This window comes from Citrobacter sp. Cf132 (genome assembly GCF_030333885.1).
In the GTDB taxonomy this organism is placed as follows: domain Bacteria; phylum Pseudomonadota; class Gammaproteobacteria; order Enterobacterales; family Enterobacteriaceae; genus Citrobacter; species Citrobacter freundii.
The window spans coordinates 59,541-79,139 of record NZ_JAOWFA010000052.1; the positions used below are offsets into that span (position 1 = coordinate 59,541).

A 19,599-nucleotide genomic window follows, 5' to 3' on the forward strand; every position below is an offset into this window, starting at 1 on the left:
CGGCGACCAAACCCGGCACAAAGCACGTCAACGTTGCCTGTCACGAAGCCGCCTGCATAAAAGGCGCTGGCTCGCCAGCTCGCAGGTACAGCAGGATATCGGCAGCATCCAGTAACCCGGCATCTGAGCTTACTCCCAGTTTGGACATCACATTAAATTTGTGTGCCCGAATGGTTTTAATGTTCCGTTCAAGCTGAGCGGCAATCTGCGGCATCGAATAGCCATTTGACATAAAGCGCAGTATTTCTCGTTCTGTCGGACTGAGCATGCGGCTTTGATTAATATACCAATGGTTTTTCGTGCTTTCGGTTCCTCGGCTTGGGCTGCTTAACGCCGTAAATAAAGCGTCCTGTAGCACCGTTAACGAAGAAGCTTTACTCACAACGCCATCCAGCGGCAAGGGGGACAAGGAGCCAATTAAACGCGCTTCAGCGTCATCATCGGCAATCACCACACGGCGAATCCGTGGAAAATTTATCGCCAGTTCCGTTAAATAGGCCAACCCAGCTCTGCGATCGCTTCTGATTGCAGAGAGAGAAAAAATAACTGCCGAAAACGACATCTTTAACATTGCCTGACTAAAAGTGGGCTGGCTAGAAAAGAGATGAAGTTTATATTGGTCATCTGGCATGGTATTAAATAAACTATTAATACCTACACTGCTCATTGTACACTTTTCTACCAGTGCAACGTTTCTTTTGATGATTCTGCTTTCCATTCCGTGGTTTCTCCATAAACTGAAGGTAAATTAAGTTCTCGCGATCCTTGAGAACTATTTATCCAGGCATACATTTCTGCATTGCTATTTATCGACAAGCGACGCATAGCGCTATTCTTTTGGGCACTGATTGTTTTATTGCTTTTCTTCAGCAACATCGCAATCTGATTAATTCCCCAGCCTTTCCCAAGGAGGCGCAGCACTTTCCTTTCAGAGAGAGTGAGGACTATTGAGCGCGCGCTATGATCTAACAATTGCGGCATGGCAGGTGGAGAAAGTAGTGTCTTACTTATTCTTTCTGCTCGCGCATTTCCTGCGTGAATGACGCTCACTAAACTTTCTATCGGCTCTGCATCAGAGAGTAGCGAACTGACAGGACACATCAGTAGCTCAATAGCCAAAGGATAAAAAATACGAGAGACGAGAAAGACCCAGTGAATATCACGGTATTGAGATAATAAAGAATAATATTGTTCGCAGACTGAACGAGGATAATTGCAGTCTCCAGTTAAATCAGCAATCACCAAATCAGCGTACCGTAGTTGTAATAATGTTAGCTCTTCAACAGAACGACAGTATGTGAGTTCGTAATCGGCAAACTGCGCCTGTATTATACCTTTAAGCCCGGTCTGTATAATCGGTGATTTACTAATAATAATTGCGTTTTTGCAGCGTCCTTGCAACATATCCCCTCCACACTCACCAGTCCGTAATCGTACTTAATTCAGTTTTCCCGAATAAATTAATAGCCATTAATTCACGAGAAAATACTCCGAACAATAAACGGGGTGAATTGCTTATCCTTGGCGTTTATTAAAATAAAAGTATTGGCACTACAATCCAGATAAAGCCAAACTGTCAAGCTATTATTACATGATTACGCATAAATACGTTATTTGTAAAATTAAAATAACTACAATAGGTCGTTAGCATGGCTTATGTATTTGCCATCCGGATAAATAACGCTACATTACAGTCATGCGCCCTCTCATACCTCGGCGGGTGGGGAGTGTTAATATGCCATAACCGTATCGTCGGTGTCTTTTTTCGACACAAAGATTGATCTTAGCCAGAGCCAGCGGGCTCATGCTTCATGATAAAAGTAAACATTCGTCACTCAAAGAGATCCTTTTCAGTCAGAGCGAACCATGCAAACAGAGCAGTCGTCACAGCGAACGGTTACACGGTTATGTATTCAATGCGGTCTTTTTTTACTTCAGCATGGGGCAGAAAGCGCGCTGGTTGACGAGCTTTCCACCCGCCTCGGGCTGGCGCTTGGCATGGATAGTGTAGAAAGCGCTATCTCCTCTAACGCTATCGTCCTGACCACCATTAAAGACGGGCAATGCCTGACATCAACGCGAAAAAATCAAGATCGCGGCATTAATATGCACGTCGTGACAGAAGTGCAGCACATTGTCATTTTGGCGGAACATAAACTGCTGGATGTTAAAGGCGTAGAGAAACGCTTTAGCCAGATTAAACCACTGCGCTATCCAAGATGGCTGGTCGCCCTGATGGTCGGTTTATCCTGCGCCTGTTTTTGTAAACTCAATAACGGCGGGTGGGATGGTGCGGTGATCACCTTTTTCGCCAGCATGGTGGCGATGTATATCCGCCAGATACTGGCATCCCGGCATTTGCATCCGCAAATCAATTTTTGCATCACCGCCTTTGTGGCGACCACCATTTCAGGCTTGCTGCTGACGTTGCCGACTTTTAGTAATACTCCGACTATCGCTATGGCCGCCAGCGTGCTACTGCTGGTTCCGGGTTTTCCGTTGATCAACTCCGTCGCGGATATGTTTAAGGGACACATTAATACCGGACTCGCTCGCTGGGCTATTGCCAGTCTGCTTACGTTGGCGACCTGTATTGGCGTGATCGTGTCGATGACCTTATGGGGGCTGCGCGGATGGGCGTGATCGATTTCATACTGGCGCTGATGCAGGATATGATCCTGTCGGCGATCCCAGCGCTTGGCTTTGCCATGGTATTCAATGTCCCCCATCGGGCGCTCCCATGGTGCGCATTACTCGGTGCACTCGGTCACGGCTCACGAATGGTGATGATGACCGCAGGGTTTAATATTGAATGGTCAACATTTATGGCGTCGCTGCTGGTCGGCTGCATTGGGATCCAGTGGTCGCGCTGGTATCTGGCGCATCCGAAAGTCTTCACCGTCGCGGCAGTGATCCCTATGTTTCCGGGGATCTCCGCCTACACAGCCATGATCTCAGCGGTAAAAATCGGCCATTTTGGTTACAGCGAAGTGCTGATGATTACCCTGCTGACCAACTTCCTGAAAGCCTCATCGATTGTCGGTGCGCTCTCCATCGGTCTGTCCGTGCCAGGATTATGGCTGTATCGCAAACGTCCACGCGTTTGACGGTACACTTTCTTTAATGCCGTGCAGAGAGGGGAATCTCCCCTCACCTGCTGCTCTCCTTCTTCTCTGTGTTACTATAAAAGCAGTCCCCTTCTCGGTTGTTGTTCAGTATTGAGAAACATTATGCCCTGCAAAATTTTGACGCCAGACGTCACGAGCATTGACGCCTTACTACACGATCACCACGCTGTGCTGGCCAAGTCTGCGGGTGGCGCCGTAGCCGTATTCGCTAACAATGCACCAGCGTTTTACGCGGTGACGCCTGCGAGACTGGCTGAGCTGTTGGCGCTTGAGGAGAAACTGTCACGCCCGGGAAGCGATGTGACATTGGATGATCAATTTTATGAAGAGCCGCAAACCGCTCCCGTTGCCGTGCCAATGGGGAAATTTGCGATGTACGCTGCCTGGCAGCCTGATGCCGATTTTCAGCGTCAGGCCGCTTTATGGGGCGTAGCGTTGCGAGAGCCGGTTACTGCTGAAGAACTGGCCTCATTTGTTGCCTACTGGCAGGCTGAAGGCAAAGTCTTTCACCATATTCAGTGGCAGCAAAAACTGGCGCGCAGCATTCAGATTGGACGGGCCAGCAATGGCGGAATGCCAAAGCGCGATGTGAACAGCGTCAGTGAACCTGACAGCCACATTCCACCGGGTTTTAGAGGATAACGATGAAAAACGTTGGTGACCTGATGAAACGTCTGCAAAAAATGATGCCACCTAATGTCGAGCCCGCCTTTAAAACGGGCGAGGAGCTGCTGGCATGGCAAAAAGAGCAAGGTGAAATTCGTGCCGCAGCGCTGGCCCGCGAAAACCGGGCCATGAAAATGCAGCGCACATTCAACCGTTCCGGTATCCGTCCGCTGCATCAGAACTGTTCGTTCGAAAACTATCGGGTTGAGTGCGAAGGTCAGATGAACGCCCTGAGCAAAGCCCGCCAATACGTTGAAGAGTTTGACGGCAACATCGCCAGCTTTATCTTCTCCGGCAAACCCGGCACCGGCAAAAACCATCTGGCCGCCGCCATCTGCAACGAACTGCTATTGCGCGGCAAGTCGGTACTGATCATTACCGTGGCCGATATCATGTCGGCGATGAAAGAGACGTTCAGCAATCGTGAAACCAGCGAAGAACAGCTGCTCAACGATCTGAGCAATGTGGATCTGCTGGTGATCGACGAGATCGGCATGCAGACCGAATCCCGCTATGAAAAAGTGATTATTAATCAGATTGTCGATCGCCGTTCATCCTCAAAACGTCCGACCGGCATGTTAACTAACAGCAATATGGATGAAATGAACAAGCTGCTGGGCGAGCGCGTGATGGATCGTATGCGCCTTGGCAACAGCCTGTGGGTCATTTTTAACTGGGAAAGCTACCGTAGTCGGGTCACCGGTAAAGAGTATTAACGTATTAGGACCACTCCTAAGACTGCCAGCGCTATACTGCGCTGAAAAGGCATAACACGAGTTGCATATAATGATGAAAACTACCAAACGTCTGCTGTGCTGTGCGCTTGCCGCCAGCACGCTCATCTCCACCAGCGTTTTCGCTGCCTCCTGGCAGGACTCGCTCTCCAGCGCGGCCAGTGAGCTGAGCAAACAAAGCTCCGGCTCGCAAAGCAGCTCGTCGCTCTCTTCCCTGACCAGCCTGCTGAATGGCAGTAATCAGTCGTTGACCTCCAGCAGCATGAATAACGCCGCCGGGATCCTGGAATATTGCGCGAAACAGAAGCTGGCCTCGGTCACCGACACGCAAAACGTCAAAAACCAGGTGCTGGATAAACTGGGGCTCAGTGCTCCTGAGCAGAAGCAAGACACCAACTATATGGACGGGATTCAGGGTCTGCTCAACGCCAAAGATGGTCAACAGCTGGACCTGAACACGATTGGCAACAGCTCGCTGGCGAAGCAGGTTAAAACCAAGGCCTGCGATCTGGTGTTAAAACAGGGCATGAACTTCATTTCCTGACGCACGACATGCCGCGTATAACCTGCGCGGCATCTATTTTTTACCCCATTACATTCACACGTTAAATAACTAGTAAATCCCCTGCAAAAAACACACATATCTAAACCAATTCTGAATAACAACGTAATTTAATGTCACTACAATTGCAGCAATATAACATCGCTATTACATTGTGCTTTCCCCTAATGATTAGCCTGCCAGGCATGTGCCCGGTTTATTGAGGATCGACCGTTGTCAGAATTAATCTCCATCACTCTGTTTCTCGCTTCAGTGCTGATTTACGCCTGGAAAGCGGGTCGCAACACCTGGTGGTTTGCCGCCACGTTAACGGTGCTGGGGATTTTTATTGTCCTGAATATCACGCTGTACGCCAGTGACTATTTCACCGGCGACGGGATCAATGACGCGGTACTCTACACGCTGACCAACAGCCTGACCGGCGCGGGGATTGGAAAATATATTTTGCCGGGGGTCGGCATCGCGCTGGCGCTGACGACGGTTTTTGTCGCGCTCGGTTGGATCCTGCGCCGCCGTCGCCATCACCCGCATCATGTGGGTTACAGTCTGCTGGCCCTGCTGCTGGCGCTGGCCTCCGTTGACGCCAGCCCGGCTTTTCACCAGATAACCGAACTGGTGAAGTCGCAGTCGCGCGATGGCGATCCGGATTTCACGACGTATTATAAAGAGCCGTCGAAAACCATTCCCAACCCGAAGCTGAACCTGGTGTATATCTACGGTGAGAGCCTCGAGCGCACCTATTTTAATAACGACGCGTTCCCGGATCTGACCCCGGAACTCGGCGCGTTAAAAAATGAAGGTCTGGATTTCAGCAATACCATGCAACTGCCGGGTACCGATTACACCATCGCCGGGATGGTCGCCTCCCAGTGCGGTATTCCGCTGTTTGCGCCATTTGAAGGCAACGCCTCGGCGTCGGTCTCAAGTTTCTTCCCTAACAATATCTGTCTGGGCGATATCCTGAAAAACTCCGGCTATCAGAACTACTTTGTGCAGGGTGCCAACCTGCGCTTTGCCGGCAAAGACGTGTTCCTGAAATCTCACGGCTTTGACCATCTGTACGGTGCGGAAGAGTTAAAAAGCGTGGTGGCGGACCCGGCCTATCGTAACGACTGGGGCTTCTACGACGATACCGTGCTGGACGCAGCATGGAAAAAATTCGAAGAGCTTTCGCGCTCGGGCCAGCGTTTTTCACTGTTTACCCTGACCGTGGATACCCATCATCCGGATGGATTTATCTCACGTAGCTGCAACCGTAAACGTTATGACATCGACGGGAAGGCCAACCAGTCGTTCAGCGCGGTCAGTTGCAGCCAGGAAAACATTGCCGAATTTATCAATAAAATCAAAGCATCGCCGTGGTTTAAAGATACCGTTATCGTTGTTTCTTCCGATCATCTGGCGATGAACAACACCGCATGGAAGTATCTGAACAAGCAGGATCGTAACAACCTGTTCTTCGTGCTGCGCGGCGACCAACCGCAACAGGACACGCTGGCGGTAAAACGTAATACGATGGATAACGGCGCAACGGTACTGGATATTCTCGGCGGCGATAACTTTATCGGTCTTGGCCGTAGCAGCTTGTCGAGCGAATCCGTGTCGGAAGTATTCCTGAACATTAAAGAAAAAATGCTGGCGTGGAAGCCCGATATCATTCGCCTGTGGAATTTCCCGAAAGAGATGAAAGAGTTCACCGTCGACCAGGACAAAAATATGATCTCCTTCTCCGGCAGCCATTTCCGCTTGCCGTTGCTGCTGCGTGTATCGGACAAACGCGTCGAGCCGCTGCCGGAAAGCGAATACTCGGCCCCGCTGCGCTTCCAGCTGGCTGATTTTGCCCCGCGCGATAACTTTGTCTGGGTCGATCGCTGCTACAAAATGGCGCAACTGTGGGCGCCGGAGCTGGCGCTTTCTACCGACTGGTGCGTTTCACAGGGTCAGTTAGGCGGGCAGCAAATTGTGCAGCACGTCGACAAAGCCAAATGGAAAAGTAAAACCGTATTTAAAGATACGGTGATCGACATGGAGCGCTACAAAGGTAACGTCGATACGCTGAAAATTGTCGATAACGACATTCGCTACAAAGCAGATAGCTTCGTTTTCAACGTGGCGGGCGCGCCGGAAGAGGTGAAACAATTTAGCGGTATTTCACGCCCCGAATCCTGGGGACGCTGGTCCAATGCGCAGCTCAGCGAAGAAGTAACGATAGAGTACAAAGCCCCGTTGCCGAAGAAATTCGATCTGGTCATTACCGCGAAAGCCTTCGGCGACAATGCCAATCGTCCGATCCCCGTGCGCGTTGGCAACGAGGAACAGACGCTGGTGTTAGGCCATGACGTCAGCACCACTACCTTACATTTTGATAACCCGGCGGATGCCGATACGCTGGTTATTGTTCCACCCGATCCGGTCGCCACCAACGAGGGCAATATTCTCGGTCACTCACCGCGTAAGCTGGGGATCGGGATGGTTGAAATCAAAATAGTGGCTGCTCAGGGATAAAAAAAACAGCGCCCAACACCACACCGGGCGCTGCATGGCAACCTTATTCCAGACTGTTCACCGCCTGGCGCATACCCTGCACCAGAATCATCTCCAGGTTGGCCGTCACCTGCCCGGCAAGCCCAGGTAACAACGTCAAATCCTCTCCCCAGTGCGCCGCATCGCCAAGCACTGAATCCACCAGTTCACGCAGCGTTAAATCATTGCCAACTCGCGGCCACAGGCTGGCATAGAGGCTTACCCACTGCTCATCATCCTGTATCGGATAGCGTTCCCCGTTACGCTCTGCGCGATAAAACGACAGCAGCGCAGCGAGGGCAAACGTTAACCGCACTGGCCAGCGCCCATTTTGCTCACCCGCCAGCAGTTGCGGCAAAATTCGGGTGCGGAATTTAGTCATCCCGTTAAGCGCAATGGAAAGCAACTGGTGGCGAATGTAGGGGTTCTGAAAACGCCCGCTCACCGCGTCGGCAAATTCTCGCAGTTCGTCCGCCGGGAGATCCAACACCGGAATAATCTCCTCACTAATCGCCCGCTCGACAAAGCGGCGGATATCAGCATCCTGCATCGCCTCGCCAACGGTCTCCAACCCGCACAGCCACGCCACCGGCACCAGCGCCGTATGCGCGCCATTGAGAATAGCGACTTTGCGCTCTTTGTACGGTTTGATATCGCTCACTACACGGATATTCAGCGGACACTGCGCCAGCTTCAGCTCCTCTGCCAGCCACTGCGGCCCCTGGATCACAAACAGGTAAAAATGCTCCGCGGTATCGAGAAACGCATCATGATAGCCAAGTGTAGCCTCCAGCGCAGCGGCTTCTTCGCGCGGGTAGCCGGTGACAATACGGTCAACCAGCGTGGAACAGAACGTGTTTGCCGTCTCCACCCAGTCGGCAAATGCCGGAGGAAGCTGCCACTCCTGCGCATACCGCAGCACCAGGGTTTTGAGCGCCTCACCGTTATAGTCGATAAGCTCGCACGGGATAATTACCCAGCCCTTATCCACCGCGCCCTCAAAGTGGTTAAAGCGCTCCAGCAGCAGGCGCGTCAGTTTGGCCGGAAAGCTCACTGGCGGCGCATCATCCACACAGTCTGCCGCGTGATAGCTAATTCCGGCTTCGGTAGTATTTGAAAACACAAAACGGATATCTGCATTGTGCGCCAGCGCCAGATACGCCGCGAAATCCTGGTACGGGTTGATTTCGTTATTCACCGACCGGATAAGCCGCGCCTCACTCACCGCCTCACCCTGCTCGTTTAGCCCGCGAATAAGCGTGGTATACAGCCCGTCCTGGGTATTCAGCGACGGCGGGAAATCGGTATTAATTGGCCGAACGATAGTCACGCCAGCGTTCAGATCGGTATGCTCGTTGAGGATATCCAGTTGCCAGTCGACAAACGCCCGCAGAAAGTTACCTTCTCCAAACTGGATCACACGCGTTGGGTAGCTGGCTCCCGGAAAATCACGTCGATTCAATGTTTTCATCCTGTTTTCCCTCTCAGAACGTGATCACGCCTTTAATCAGTTCACGGTTGTTGATTACATCCCGCTCGTAGATTTCAGCCAGTGTGGCAAACGCGTAACGGTGCGTAAGCATCATGTCGGCGGTCAATTTGCCTTCCGACATCAGGCGGCCTACTTTGGCGAAATCTTCCGGCGTGGCGTTGCGACTGCCCATCATGGTGGTCTCTTTCTTGTGGAACTCAGGGTCAGAGAACTGCAAATCGCCTTTAAACAACCCAACGAAAACGATGCTGCCACCATGACGAATCAAATTCACCGTGTTATTCATCGCATGCTGATTCCCCGTGGCATCAATCACCTTTTGCGCCAGCGAACCGCCAAACTGAGCGCGCAGCTGCGCATCAAAATCTTCAGCGGATGGGTCGATAACCGGGAGTCCCAGGCGGGAAACCACATGGTCTCGGCGCGCCGGACTGGTATCGGCGACCACCACCTGTGCGCCATCGGCTTTGGCAATCGCTGCTGCCCCCAGGCCAATCGGACCAGCGCCGACCACCAACACCTGCTCACCCGACGCCACCGCCGCCCGGCGTACCGCATGCGCGCTGATGGCATAAGGCTCAATCAGCGCCGCCGCCTGCGGGTCAATCCCCTGCGCATCCAGCAGGTTGGTCACCGGAACGGACAAATATTCACTGAAACCGCCATCCTGGTGCACGCCAATTACTGAAATCTTCTCGCAGCAGTTGGTGCGCCCGCTCAGGCATGCCGGACACTGCTGGCAGGCCACGTAAGGAATAACCGCCACCTGCTGACCATTTTTCAGATTCTGTATATTCTTACCCAGCCCGACAATTTCCCCACATATTTCATGCCCTAATACACGTGGGTAGCTGAAAAAAGGTTGATTGCCACCCCAGGCATGAATATCGGTACCACAAATCCCTACCGATTTAATTTTTATTAATGCTTCGCTCTCACCCGGAATAGGTATTTCGCGTTCTTTCCAGACTAATTTTTTAGGTTCCTGGCAAATCAACGTATTCATCGTAGACATGATTCTGCTCTCCTGTTTTTTGTTTCCTCAGATATCAACGAAAATAAAAAAGACGGAGAAAGCAGAAACACAATCTGTGAATCCCAGCGCATAAAAATGTTTTAAATCGGGTTTTAATAGATAAAAAGGAGAAGCCATGAGCCGTTCGCAGAACTTACGCCACAATGTGATTAACCAGATTATCGATGATATGGCGCGTGGTCATATCCCTTCCCCTCTCCCGTCGCAAAGCGCATTAGCGGAGATGTACAACATCAGCCGCACCACTGTGCGTCATATGCTGAGCCACTTAGGCGAGTGCGGCGTTCTGACCCAGGTCGGCAGCCACTATGTTATCGTGCGTAAACCCGACCATGACGACGGTTTTGCCTGCACCACCGCCTCCATGACTGAGCAAAACAGGATTTTTGAGCAGGCGTTTTTCACCATGATCAACCAGCGCCAGCTGCGTGCAGGCGAGAGCTTCTCCGAACTGCAGCTTGCCAGAGCCGCGGGCGTCAGTCCGGTAGTCGTACGGGAATATCTTTTAAAATTCGAACGTTACAACCTGATCAAAAACGAAAAACGCGGTCAGTGGAGCATGAAGCAGTTCGATCAGGCCTATGCGGAGCAGCTGTTTGAACTCAGTGAAATGCTGGAAACCCATTCCCTGCAACATTTTCTCAATCTGCCCGACGATGACCCACGCTGGCTGCAAGCGAAAACGCTGCTGGAACGCCACCGGATCCTGCGCGACAGCATCGGCAGCAGCTTTCGTATGTTCTCGCAGTTAGACCGTGAGTTTCATGCCTTGCTGCTCTCTGCTGCCGATAATATATTTTTCAATCAATCACTTGAAATCATCTCCGTGATTTTCCACTTCCACTATCAGTGGGATGAGAGCGACCTCAAACAACGCAACATCATTGCCATCGATGAGCATATGACCATCCTCAGCGCGCTGATCTGCCGCAGCGACCTGGATGCCACCCTGGCGCTTTGTAACCATTTGAATTCAGCCAAACAATCAATGATTCGTTCCATCAACCAGAGTCATAGCGCCGCCCATTAAGTACCGATAAAAAACAGCAAATCATTACCGGGAGCACGATTTTATAAAAATAAAAACGCCTGAAAAATACCTCTTGCCTATGCTCACGCTAAGTCGACTGCATTAAAAACTTTTGTGAGCGGTGATGAGCAAATTGATTCATCACCGGTATTTTTTCAATACTGCACAGTCCTGCTGTGTGAAAAATAAATTATTGAGGTTCAGGAGTCCGGCGTGGAAAAAAATAATATTACCCTCGACCCGAGTTCTTCGTTTGGCACGTCATCATCTGCGGATATTAATGTTCCGCCTGAGGGCATGGTGCAACGCAGTAGCCGAATAAAACGCATTCAAACCACGGCAATGATTTTATTATTTTTTGCTGCGGTTATTAATTACCTCGACCGCAGTTCTCTGTCGGTCGCCAACTTAACGATTCGTGAAGAACTGGGGCTGAGCGCCACGCAAATCGGCGTGCTGCTGTCGGTATTTTCTCTCGCTTATGGTATTGCGCAATTGCCCTGCGGCCCGCTGCTGGATCGCAAAGGTCCGCGCATTATGCTGGGGCTGGGGATGTTCTTCTGGTCGCTGTTTCAGGCGATGTCCGGCATGGTGCATACCTTCACTCAGTTTGTGCTGGTACGTATCGGGATGGGGATTGGTGAAGCGCCAATGAACCCGTGCGGCGTAAAGGTCATCAACGACTGGTTTAACATCAAAGAGCGCGGCCGCCCGATGGGATTATTCAACGCCGCCTCCACCATCGGGGTTGCCATTAGCCCGCCGATTCTGGCTGCCATGATGCTGGTAATGGGCTGGCGCTGGATGTTCATCACCATTGGCGTGCTGGGTATTTTCCTCGCCATCGGCTGGTACATGCTGTATCGCAACCGCGAGCAAATTGAGCTGAGCGCCACGGAACAAGCGTACCTGAACGCTGGTAGCGTCAATGCCCGCCGAGATCCGCTGAGCTTTGCCGAATGGCGCAGCCTGTTTCGCAACCGTACCATGTGGGGCATGATGCTGGGCTTTAGCGGCATCAACTATACCGCATGGTTATACCTGGCCTGGCTGCCGGGCTACCTGCAAACCTCCTACAACCTGGATTTAAAAAGCACCGGATTAATGGCGGCGATCCCGTTCCTGTTTGGCGCAGCCGGCATGTTGATTAACGGCTTTGTCACCGACTGGCTGGTAAAAGGCGGTATGGCGCCGATTAAGAGCCGTAAGATTTGTATAATCGCCGGGATGTTCTGCTCTGCAGCCTTCACCTTCGTTGTGCCGCAGGCCACAACGTCGATGGCCGCCGTGTTACTGATCGGTATGGCGCTGTTCTGTATCCACTTCGCCGGTACCTCGTGCTGGGGCCTGATCCACGTCGCCGTCGCCTCACGCATGACCGCTTCCGTGGGCAGTATCCAGAACTTTGCCAGCTTTATCTGCGCATCGTTTGCGCCGATCGTCACCGGATTTATTGTTGATACCACCAACTCTTTCCGCCTGGCGCTGATCATCTGTGGCTGCGTCACCATGGTGGGGGCCCTTGCCTACATCTTCCTGGTTCGCCAGCCCATTAGCGATCCACGTAAAGATTAATCCTCCAGATGCCCGATAACACCGTGCTTATCGGGCATGTTATGCTCCTCGTATGAACATCACCTTACGCGCTACTACTCTGGCAGACACAGCCGCTCTTCCCGCCATCGAACGATCTGCGGGGCAACGTTTTTTACAGATCCCGGAACTGGCGTGGATTGCTGATGACCAGATTATATCGGCTGCTCAGCATCAGGCATTTGCCGCCACTGGCTTGAGCTGGCTGGCGCAGGCCGATGAGCATCCGGTCGGCTTTTTAGTCGCCGAAACGCTGGATTCATCGCTGTTCATTGCAGAACTGTCGCTGCATCAGGAGTGGCAGGGAAAAGGAATTGGCCGCCGATTAATTTGCTATGTTGCCGAACAGGCGCGCGAGAAAGGTTACACGTCGCTTACGCTGACCACCTTCCGCGATGTGCCGTGGAATGCGCCATGGTACGCGCGACTGGGATTTGAAATGTTGGCTGAAGAGACGCTGCCTGCAAAGTTGCTCCAGAAAAGAGAAGAGGAAGCAGCGCATGGACTGGCATATGAATCGCGCTGCGCCATGCGCCTGATGTTGCGCTAATTGCCCGATGGCGGCTACGCCTTATCGGGCCTACGTAACATTCCCGTAGGCCGGATAAGCGATAGCGCCATCCGGCATCACAGTCTTAGAACGTTTCCCAGTTATCCCCGGCATCCGCTACCGCGGCTTTACGCGGCTGGACTGTTGAAACCGGTTTAGCGGCCGCAACGTCACGCGCGCGCTGTTGGTCATGCTGAATACGGAACACGGCAACGGCCTGAGTCAGGCGGCTGGCCTGCTCTTCCAGCGCGGCAGCGGCAGCGGCGGACTCTTCCACCAGCGAGGCGTTCTGCTGCGTCACACGATCCATCTCGGCAACGGCCAGACCAACCTGATCAATACCGCGGCTCTGTTCATCAGAAGCAGAGGCGATTTCCCCCATGATATCGGTCACGCGGGTTACCGCATTAACGATCTCATCCATGGTTTCACCGGCGCTTTCAACCAGCGTTGAACCGACATCCACACGGCTGACCGAGTCTTCAATCAGGCTCTTAATCTCGCGCGCGGCCTGTGCACTACGCTGGGCCAGGTTACGCACTTCACCCGCCACCACCGCAAATCCACGGCCCTGCTCGCCCGCACGTGCGGCTTCTACTGCGGCGTTGAGTGCCAGAATATTGGTCTGGAAGGCAATGCCGTCGATGACGCTAATAATGTCGGCGATCTTCTGCGAACTGGAAGCGATATCACGCATGGTTTGCACCACGTTGTCCACCACTTTGCCGCCTTTCTGCGCGGTTTCCGACGCACTCAGCGCCAGATGGCTGGCCTGACGCGCGTTTTCGGCGTTCTGCTTCACAGTTGCCGTCAGCTGTTCCATGCTGGCTGCGGTTTCTTCCAGAGATGCAGCCTGCTGTTCGGTACGCGAGGAGAGATCGTTATTGCCCATCGCAATCTCGCTGGCCCCGCTGTAAATCGCATTGGCGCCGTTACGCACGTCACCCACGGTGTTCATCAGCTCACCCTGCATGTGACGCAGGCTTTCCGCCAGTTGCCCAATCTCGTTGGAACCTTCCACTTCAATACGCTTCACCAGATCGCCGCTGGCGATATGACGAATGCTGTCAATCAGACGGTTCATTGGGGAAATAAGAGTCAGTTTGATACCAAACCAGACCGCAATAATCGCCGCCAGAACGGTGATCAGCACACAAACCAGCACCCACATCGCCTGGCTGTAAGAGCTGTTGTTATCTTCCACAGCGATGTCATACAGGCGATCGTTCTGCTGCATGTAATTGATATACTGCTTCTCAAAACCATCCTGATAACTCTGCGTCGGTTGATCAAAGAACGCGTTGATCTTCCCGTCACCCAGTAACTGGATCAGCTCCGCCAGCGCACCGTGATAGATGTCATAGGTGCGGTTGATCTCCTGGAAAGCGGCTTCGCTTTGGCGCGGATCGCGCGGGAGCGACTCGTAAATCGCCCAGTTTTTTTCCGTCAGCTTCAGCGCCGTACTCGCCACCTGCATCAGCTCGGCAACGGTCGCGCCGCTGCCGATATTGCTCTGATCCATCATGTAGCGAATGCCTGCCCGATTCAGGGTGTTACGCGTTTGCAGCAGCTCAACCCAGGTGGCGTTCAGCGCAGACTGTTGCTGGCGAATGGTTTGCAGAACGGTAAAGTTCTCTTTGTCATTCTTAAGTGAGTTAAAAAACAAGCCGCCCGAGGCGAGCTGTAAAAGGCCAAATAGCGCCAATACCAGCAGTAAGCTGGTAACAATCTTCATACGTTTTAACATGTTTTCTCTTTCCGCTAGACAGATGTCAGAATTTTCGGCCTGGAAAGGGAAAACTTTATGAAATTTGTGCTAGTTGAATCGATCTCAGCATCGACGATTCGTCGATCTACGCCGTCTGCCAAAGCGCTAAGCGGGTTTATTAGTGATCTCAATCACATAAATATACCCGTTAGTCCCCACCGCTTACCGCTCGCTGACACTTGGGACCGCTTAAGCTGACATACAACCGCTCACTTATTTACCTTACTTTACGCGCGTAATTCTCTGGCAAGATCCCCCCAACATAGCAGTCAAATAACCTCCTCAAACACAAGATCTAACCCACGCGGCTTCGGCCAATTATTAATTAGATACCAGGTTTTACTATGGATACGAAAAAGATATTCAAGCACATACCCTGGGTGATTCTCGGAATCATCGGTGCATTCTGCCTCTCGGTAGTGGCATTACGTCGGGGTGAACACATTAGTGCCCTGTGGATCGTAGTCGCCTCAGTTTCTGTTTATCTGGTGGCTTATCGTTACTACAGTTTGTACATCGCCCAAAAGGTGATGAAACTTGACCCGACGCGCGCCACGCCGGCGGTCATCAACAATGATGGTCTGAACTACGTTCCAACCAACCGTAACGTGTTGTTTGGTCACCACTTTGCTGCTATCGCAGGTGCAGGTCCGCTGGTTGGGCCGGTACTGGCCGCGCAGATGGGCTACCTGCCTGGTACGCTGTGGTTGCTGGCGGGCGTAGTGTTGGCCGGTGCAGTACAGGACTTCATGGTGCTGTTTATCTCTTCTCGCCGTAACGGCGCATCTCTGGGTGAGATGATCAAAGAAGAGATGGGCCCGATCCCGGGAACCATTGCGCTGTTCGGCTGCTTCTTAATCATGATCATCATCCTCGCAGTACTGGCGTTGATCGTGGTGAAAGCACTGGCTGAAAGCCCGTGGGGTGTGTTCACCGTCTGCTCAACCGTACCTATCGCGCTGTTCATGGGGATCTACATGCGATTCCTGCGCCCAGGACGCGTGGGCGAAGTGTCGGTGATTGGTATTGTGTTGCTGGTTGCCTCCATCTACTTCGGCGGCGTGATTGCGCACGACCCGTACTGGGGCCCGGCGCTGACCTTTAAAGACACCACTATTACCTTCACCCTGATCGGTTACGCGTTTATCTCTGCGCTGCTGCCGGTATGGCTGATCCTCGCCCCGCGCGACTATCTGGCGACCTTCCTGAAAATCGGCGTTATCGTCGGTCTGGCGGTGGGGATTGTTATCCTCAACCCGGAACTGAAAATGCCGGCGATGACCCAGTACGTTGATGGTACTGGCCCACTGTGGAAAGGCGCTCTGTTCCCGTTCCTGTTCATCACCATCGCGTGTGGTGCGGTATCTGGCTTCCACGCGCTGATCGCTTCCGGTACTACACCGAAGCTGCTGGCCTGTGAAACCGACGCGCGTTTCATTGGTTACGGCGCGATGCTGATGGAATCCTTCGTGGCGATTATGGCACTGGTTGCTGCATCCATCATCGAACCGGGTCTGTACTTCGCAATGAACACCCCGCCTGCGGGCCTTGGCATCACCATGCCGAACCTGCATGAAATGAGCGGTGAGAACGCCCCGCTGATTATGGCGCAGTTGAAAGACGTTACCGCACACGCAGCGGCAACCGTCAGCTCCTGGGGCTTTGTGATTTCGCCTGAGCAGATCCTGCAAACCGCGAAAGACATCGGCGAGCCGTCCGTTCTGAACCGCGCAGGTGGTGCACCGACGCTGGCCGTTGGTATCGCCCACGTGTTCCACAAAGTGCTGCCGATGGCTGACATGGGCTTCTGGTACCACTTCGGTATCCTGTTCGAAGCGCTGTTCATCCTGACCGCACTGGACGCCGGTACCCGTTCTGGCCGCTTTATGCTGCAAGATTTACTGGGTAACTTCGTTCCGTTCCTGAAGAAAACCGACTCTCTGGTTGCGGGTATCATTGGTACTGCGGGCTGCGTAGGCCTGTGGGGTTACCTGCTGTATCAAGGTGTTGTTGACCCGCTGGGCGGCGTTAAGAGCCTGTGGCCGCTGTTCGGTATCTCTAACCAGATGCTGGCTGCCGTGGCGCTGGTTCTCGGCACCGTGGTGCTGGTTAAAATGCAGCGCACCAAATACATCTGGGTTACCGTGGTTCCGGCAGTATGGCTGCTTATCTGCACCACCTGGGCGCTGGGTCTGAAACTGTTCAGCACCAACCCGCAGATGGAAGGCTTCTTCTTCATGGCGAATCAGTACAAAGAGAAGATTGCTAACGGCGGCGAACTGACCGCTCAACAGATTGCCAACATGAACCACATCGTCGTCAACAACTACACCAACGCAGGCTTGAGTATTCTGTTCCTGGTGGTGGTGTACAGCATCATTTTCTACGGGTTCCGTACCTGGCAGAAAGCCCGCGCCATCGACGGTCGATCTGATAAAGAGACACCGTATGTACCGGTGCCGGAAGGCGGCGTGAAAACCTCTTCACATCATTAAGCCGTAATTGCCGGATGGCGCTGCGCTCATCCGGCCTACAAAATGTGCAGTATGTAGGCCGGATAAGGCGCAAGCCGCCATCCGGCTTTATTCATTAACAGGACGGCAGAATGTTTGGTACTTTAGGTCAGGCAAAAAAATATCTCGGTCAGGCGGCGAAAATGCTGATTGGCATTCCGGACTACGACAACTACGTCGAGCACATGAAGACCAACCATCCCGATAAGCCGTACATGACCTACGAAGAATTCTTCCGCGAGCGCCAGGAAGCCCGCTACGGTAGCGGCGGAAGCAGTTGCTGTTAGAAGGAGAAGTGAATGACCCCGATTGCAGTTACCCTACTCACCGGTTTTCTTGGCGCGGGTAAAACCACCCTGCTGCGCCATATTCTCAACGAGCAGCACGGTTACAAGATTGCCGTTATCGAAAACGAATTCGGCGAAGTCTCGGTGGACGATCAGCTGATTGGCGATCGCGCAACACAGATCAAAACCCTGACCAACGGCTGCATCTGCTGCACCCGTTCGAGCGAACTGGAAGACGCGCTGCTCGATCTGCTCGACAACCTCGACAAAGGCACCATCAATTTCGACCGTCTGGTGATCGAATGCACCGGCATGGCCGATCCCGGCCCGATTATTCAGACCTTTTTCTCCCATGAAGTAATTTGCGAACGCTACCTGCTGGACGGTGTGATTGCGCTGGTTGACGCGGTGCATGCCGACGAGCAGATGAACCAGTTCACCATTGCCCAGTCGCAGGTAGGCTACGCCGACCGCATCCTGCTGACCAAAACCGACGTAGCAGGTGAAAGCGAAAAACTGCGTGAGCGCCTGGCGCGCATCAACGCCCGTGCGCCGATTTACACCGTGACGCATGGCGATATCGACCTCGCGCAACTGTTCGACACCAACGGTTTTATGCTGGAAGAGAACGTGGTCAGCGCCAAACCGCGCTTCCACTTTATCGCCGACAAACAAAACGATATTTCCTCGATCGTCGTCGAGCTGGATTACCCGGTGAACATCAGCGACGTGTCCAGGGTGATGGAAAATCTATTGCTGGAATCCGCCGAGAAGCTGCTGCGCTACAAAGGCATGCTGTGGATTGAAGGCGAACCAAACCGCCTGCTGTTCCAGGGCGTCCAGCGCCTATACAGCGCCGACTGGGACCGCCCGTGGGGCGACGAACAACCGTACAGCCAACTGGTGTTTATTGGTATTAATCTGCCGGAAGACGAGATCAGAGCCGCGTTTGCGGGATTGAAGAAGTAGATTTTTTGTAGGCCGGATAAGGCGCAGCCGCCATCCGGCACTCACTGCCCCAGTATATTCTGACTATTTCTTATTTTGCTCGCGCAGCATCGCTTCGCGCAAAATGGCATTAAGGCGCGTCTGATATCCTTTTCCTGGACGTTTCAGCCACTCCATCACATCGGCATCAATACGCACCGAGGCCTGCGTTTTTAAGGGACGGAAAAACTTACCGCGTGTGGCCTCTGACCACTGCTTATCTTCGGTCACGGGAATGTCACTGTAATCGATATCATCATCCGATTTATTCGCCAGCGCTTTCAGTTCAGCCTCATGCTGAGCACTCAGCGCGGATACGCTGCCGCGTTTATGCTTAACCATGCTCATAACGATTCCTCTCCTTACTGTCTGCCTTTCTGGCACTGATGATACGAATGACTTCAAAGCCACTTTCAAACCTAACGCTATGGGCAACCAGAATAACCACAATGCCATGAACGAGACCGATGGTCTGCCAGCGATACTCACCGTTCTCATGCCGATCCTGCCGCGAAAGATGTTGGGGATCGTCAAACACCAGCACCGCATCCTCAAACCGGACACCGTGTTTTCTCAGGTTACTTTGTGCCTTGTTTGCATCCCATTCAAACTCCATTGGCATGTATTTCATCCCTAATTGTATATACAAAAATGTATATACAATTATCTTATGATTATAGCGAAATTGTTGGAAATAACATCACATTTTGCTGTTGAAAGGATGAACTTT

The 19,599-nt window shown here is 52.6% G+C and carries 19 protein-coding genes; 12 read left to right on the forward strand and 7 right to left on the reverse strand.

From position 1 onward, the window contains the following. Positions 1–40: 40 nt before the first annotated feature. On the reverse strand, positions 41–718 hold the full coding sequence (bglJ, locus tag OGV85_RS10395) for a DNA-binding transcriptional activator BglJ (protein WP_016149510.1): 678 nt from the start codon (positions 716–718) through the stop codon (positions 41–43). Further along, entirely contained in the window at positions 679–1,404 is a 726-nt protein-coding gene (locus OGV85_RS10400; protein ID WP_003019119.1) for a helix-turn-helix transcriptional regulator, read from the reverse strand. The genes bglJ and OGV85_RS10400 overlap by 40 nt, the downstream gene beginning before the upstream one ends. Before the next feature lie 462 nt (positions 1,405–1,866). On the opposite strand from OGV85_RS10400, the gene OGV85_RS10405 reads away from it, so the two are divergent. The 6 genes from OGV85_RS10405 (at position 1,867) to opgB (ending at position 7,595) form a co-directional block, all read left to right on the forward strand. Next, positions 1,867–2,643 carry a threonine/serine exporter family protein gene (locus tag OGV85_RS10405; RefSeq protein WP_003019122.1) on the forward strand — a complete coding sequence of 259 codons (777 nt, stop codon included), beginning with the start codon at positions 1,867–1,869 and terminating at the stop codon, positions 2,641–2,643. Further along, complete coding sequence (locus OGV85_RS10410) at positions 2,634–3,107, forward strand: threonine/serine exporter (protein WP_003019127.1); 474 nt, start codon at positions 2,634–2,636, stop codon at positions 3,105–3,107. The genes OGV85_RS10405 and OGV85_RS10410 overlap by 10 nt, the downstream gene beginning before the upstream one ends. Before the next feature lie 123 nt (positions 3,108–3,230). Next, positions 3,231–3,770, forward strand: a complete 540-nt coding sequence (gene dnaT, locus OGV85_RS10415) for a primosomal protein DnaT (RefSeq protein WP_003019130.1) — start codon at positions 3,231–3,233, stop codon at positions 3,768–3,770. Positions 3,771–3,772: 2 nt separating this feature from the next. Continuing rightward, positions 3,773–4,510: a replicative helicase loader DnaC gene (gene dnaC, locus OGV85_RS10420; protein WP_003019133.1), complete on the forward strand. Its 738-nt coding sequence runs from the start codon at positions 3,773–3,775 to the stop codon at positions 4,508–4,510. A 70-nt stretch (positions 4,511–4,580) separates the two neighbouring features. Continuing rightward, positions 4,581–5,072 (forward strand): YjjA family protein, encoded by a 492-nt coding sequence (locus tag OGV85_RS10425; protein WP_003830016.1) that lies wholly within the window; start codon positions 4,581–4,583, stop codon positions 5,070–5,072. A gap of 231 nt (positions 5,073–5,303) precedes the next feature. Further along, complete coding sequence (opgB, locus tag OGV85_RS10430) at positions 5,304–7,595, forward strand: phosphatidylglycerol--membrane-oligosaccharide glycerophosphotransferase (protein WP_061548382.1); 2,292 nt, start codon at positions 5,304–5,306, stop codon at positions 7,593–7,595. Positions 7,596–7,638: 43 nt separating this feature from the next. Here opgB and OGV85_RS10435 read toward each other — a convergent pair whose 3' ends face one another. Both OGV85_RS10435 and OGV85_RS10440 read right to left on the reverse strand, forming a co-directional pair. After that, on the reverse strand, positions 7,639–9,084 hold the full coding sequence (locus OGV85_RS10435; RefSeq protein ID WP_048219775.1) for a tagaturonate reductase: 1,446 nt from the start codon (positions 9,082–9,084) through the stop codon (positions 7,639–7,641). 13 nt (positions 9,085–9,097) lie between these two features. Continuing rightward, a complete protein-coding gene (locus tag OGV85_RS10440) occupies positions 9,098–10,120 on the reverse strand; it encodes a zinc-binding alcohol dehydrogenase family protein (RefSeq protein WP_032948468.1) in 1,023 nt (340 codons plus the stop codon). A gap of 136 nt (positions 10,121–10,256) precedes the next feature. Here OGV85_RS10440 and OGV85_RS10445 point away from each other — a divergent pair, with 136 nt between their 5' ends. The 3 genes from OGV85_RS10445 (at position 10,257) to OGV85_RS10455 (ending at position 13,314) form a co-directional block, all read left to right on the forward strand. Beyond that, positions 10,257–11,171, forward strand: a complete 915-nt coding sequence (locus OGV85_RS10445; RefSeq protein ID WP_061548383.1) for a GntR family transcriptional regulator — start codon at positions 10,257–10,259, stop codon at positions 11,169–11,171. Between the two features lie 213 nt (positions 11,172–11,384). After that, positions 11,385–12,746, forward strand: coding sequence for an MFS transporter (locus OGV85_RS10450; RefSeq protein WP_003019150.1), 1,362 nt, complete (start codon positions 11,385–11,387; stop codon positions 12,744–12,746). Between the two features lie 52 nt (positions 12,747–12,798). Continuing rightward, a complete protein-coding gene (locus OGV85_RS10455; RefSeq protein WP_048219777.1) occupies positions 12,799–13,314 on the forward strand; it encodes a GNAT family N-acetyltransferase in 516 nt (171 codons plus the stop codon). Positions 13,315–13,399: 85 nt separating this feature from the next. On the opposite strand, the gene tsr is transcribed toward OGV85_RS10455, so the two are convergent. Then, positions 13,400–15,061 carry a methyl-accepting chemotaxis protein gene (tsr, locus tag OGV85_RS10460; RefSeq protein WP_003019155.1) on the reverse strand — a complete coding sequence of 554 codons (1,662 nt, stop codon included), beginning with the start codon at positions 15,059–15,061 and terminating at the stop codon, positions 13,400–13,402. A gap of 365 nt (positions 15,062–15,426) precedes the next feature. Between tsr and btsT the strand changes: the two genes are divergently transcribed. The 3 genes from btsT to yjiA all read left to right on the forward strand — a co-directional run bounded on the left by btsT (position 15,427) and on the right by yjiA (position 18,851). Next, positions 15,427–17,577: a pyruvate/proton symporter BtsT gene (gene btsT, locus OGV85_RS10465; protein WP_048219778.1), complete on the forward strand. Its 2,151-nt coding sequence runs from the start codon at positions 15,427–15,429 to the stop codon at positions 17,575–17,577. Between the two features lie 110 nt (positions 17,578–17,687). Further along, positions 17,688–17,882, forward strand: coding sequence for a YbdD/YjiX family protein (locus OGV85_RS10470; protein ID WP_003830038.1), 195 nt, complete (start codon positions 17,688–17,690; stop codon positions 17,880–17,882). A gap of 12 nt (positions 17,883–17,894) precedes the next feature. Next, complete coding sequence (gene yjiA, locus OGV85_RS10475) at positions 17,895–18,851, forward strand: GTPase (protein WP_003019163.1); 957 nt, start codon at positions 17,895–17,897, stop codon at positions 18,849–18,851. A gap of 63 nt (positions 18,852–18,914) precedes the next feature. On the opposite strand, the gene OGV85_RS10480 is transcribed toward yjiA, so the two are convergent. Together OGV85_RS10480 and OGV85_RS10485 are read right to left on the reverse strand one after the other, a co-directional pair. Beyond that, positions 18,915–19,217, reverse strand: a complete 303-nt coding sequence (locus tag OGV85_RS10480; RefSeq protein WP_003019167.1) for a BrnA antitoxin family protein — start codon at positions 19,215–19,217, stop codon at positions 18,915–18,917. After that, entirely contained in the window at positions 19,204–19,491 is a 288-nt protein-coding gene (locus OGV85_RS10485; protein ID WP_003019170.1) for a BrnT family toxin, read from the reverse strand. Before OGV85_RS10485 ends, OGV85_RS10480 begins: the two co-directional genes overlap by 14 nt. Positions 19,492–19,599 lie beyond the last annotated feature (108 nt).

Bases quoted from the DNA above. Each gene is read 5' to 3' on its own strand.
- OGV85_RS10485 (WP_003019170.1), bottom strand. From the start codon at position 19,491: ATGCCAATGGAGTTTGAATGGGATGCAAACAAGGCACAAAGTAACCTG.
- OGV85_RS10440 (WP_032948468.1), bottom strand. From the start codon at position 10,120: ATGTCTACGATGAATACGTTGATTTGCCAGGAACCTAAAAAATTAGTC.
- OGV85_RS10410 (WP_003019127.1), top strand. From the start codon at position 2,634: ATGGGCGTGATCGATTTCATACTGGCGCTGATGCAGGATATGATCCTG.
- OGV85_RS10435 (WP_048219775.1), bottom strand. From the start codon at position 9,084: ATGAAAACATTGAATCGACGTGATTTTCCGGGAGCCAGCTACCCAACG.
- tsr (WP_003019155.1), bottom strand. From the start codon at position 15,061: ATGTTAAAACGTATGAAGATTGTTACCAGCTTACTGCTGGTATTGGCG.
- btsT (WP_048219778.1), top strand. From the start codon at position 15,427: ATGGATACGAAAAAGATATTCAAGCACATACCCTGGGTGATTCTCGGA.
- yjiA (WP_003019163.1), top strand. From the start codon at position 17,895: ATGACCCCGATTGCAGTTACCCTACTCACCGGTTTTCTTGGCGCGGGT.
- OGV85_RS10405 (WP_003019122.1), top strand. From the start codon at position 1,867: ATGCAAACAGAGCAGTCGTCACAGCGAACGGTTACACGGTTATGTATT.
- OGV85_RS10445 (WP_061548383.1), top strand. From the start codon at position 10,257: ATGAGCCGTTCGCAGAACTTACGCCACAATGTGATTAACCAGATTATC.
- dnaC (WP_003019133.1), top strand. From the start codon at position 3,773: ATGAAAAACGTTGGTGACCTGATGAAACGTCTGCAAAAAATGATGCCA.
- dnaT (WP_003019130.1), top strand. From the start codon at position 3,231: ATGCCCTGCAAAATTTTGACGCCAGACGTCACGAGCATTGACGCCTTA.
- OGV85_RS10400 (WP_003019119.1), bottom strand. From the start codon at position 1,404: ATGTTGCAAGGACGCTGCAAAAACGCAATTATTATTAGTAAATCACCG.
- OGV85_RS10455 (WP_048219777.1), top strand. From the start codon at position 12,799: ATGAACATCACCTTACGCGCTACTACTCTGGCAGACACAGCCGCTCTT.
- bglJ (WP_016149510.1), bottom strand. From the start codon at position 718: ATGGAAAGCAGAATCATCAAAAGAAACGTTGCACTGGTAGAAAAGTGT.
- OGV85_RS10480 (WP_003019167.1), bottom strand. From the start codon at position 19,217: ATGAGCATGGTTAAGCATAAACGCGGCAGCGTATCCGCGCTGAGTGCT.
- OGV85_RS10470 (WP_003830038.1), top strand. From the start codon at position 17,688: ATGTTTGGTACTTTAGGTCAGGCAAAAAAATATCTCGGTCAGGCGGCG.
- OGV85_RS10425 (WP_003830016.1), top strand. From the start codon at position 4,581: ATGATGAAAACTACCAAACGTCTGCTGTGCTGTGCGCTTGCCGCCAGC.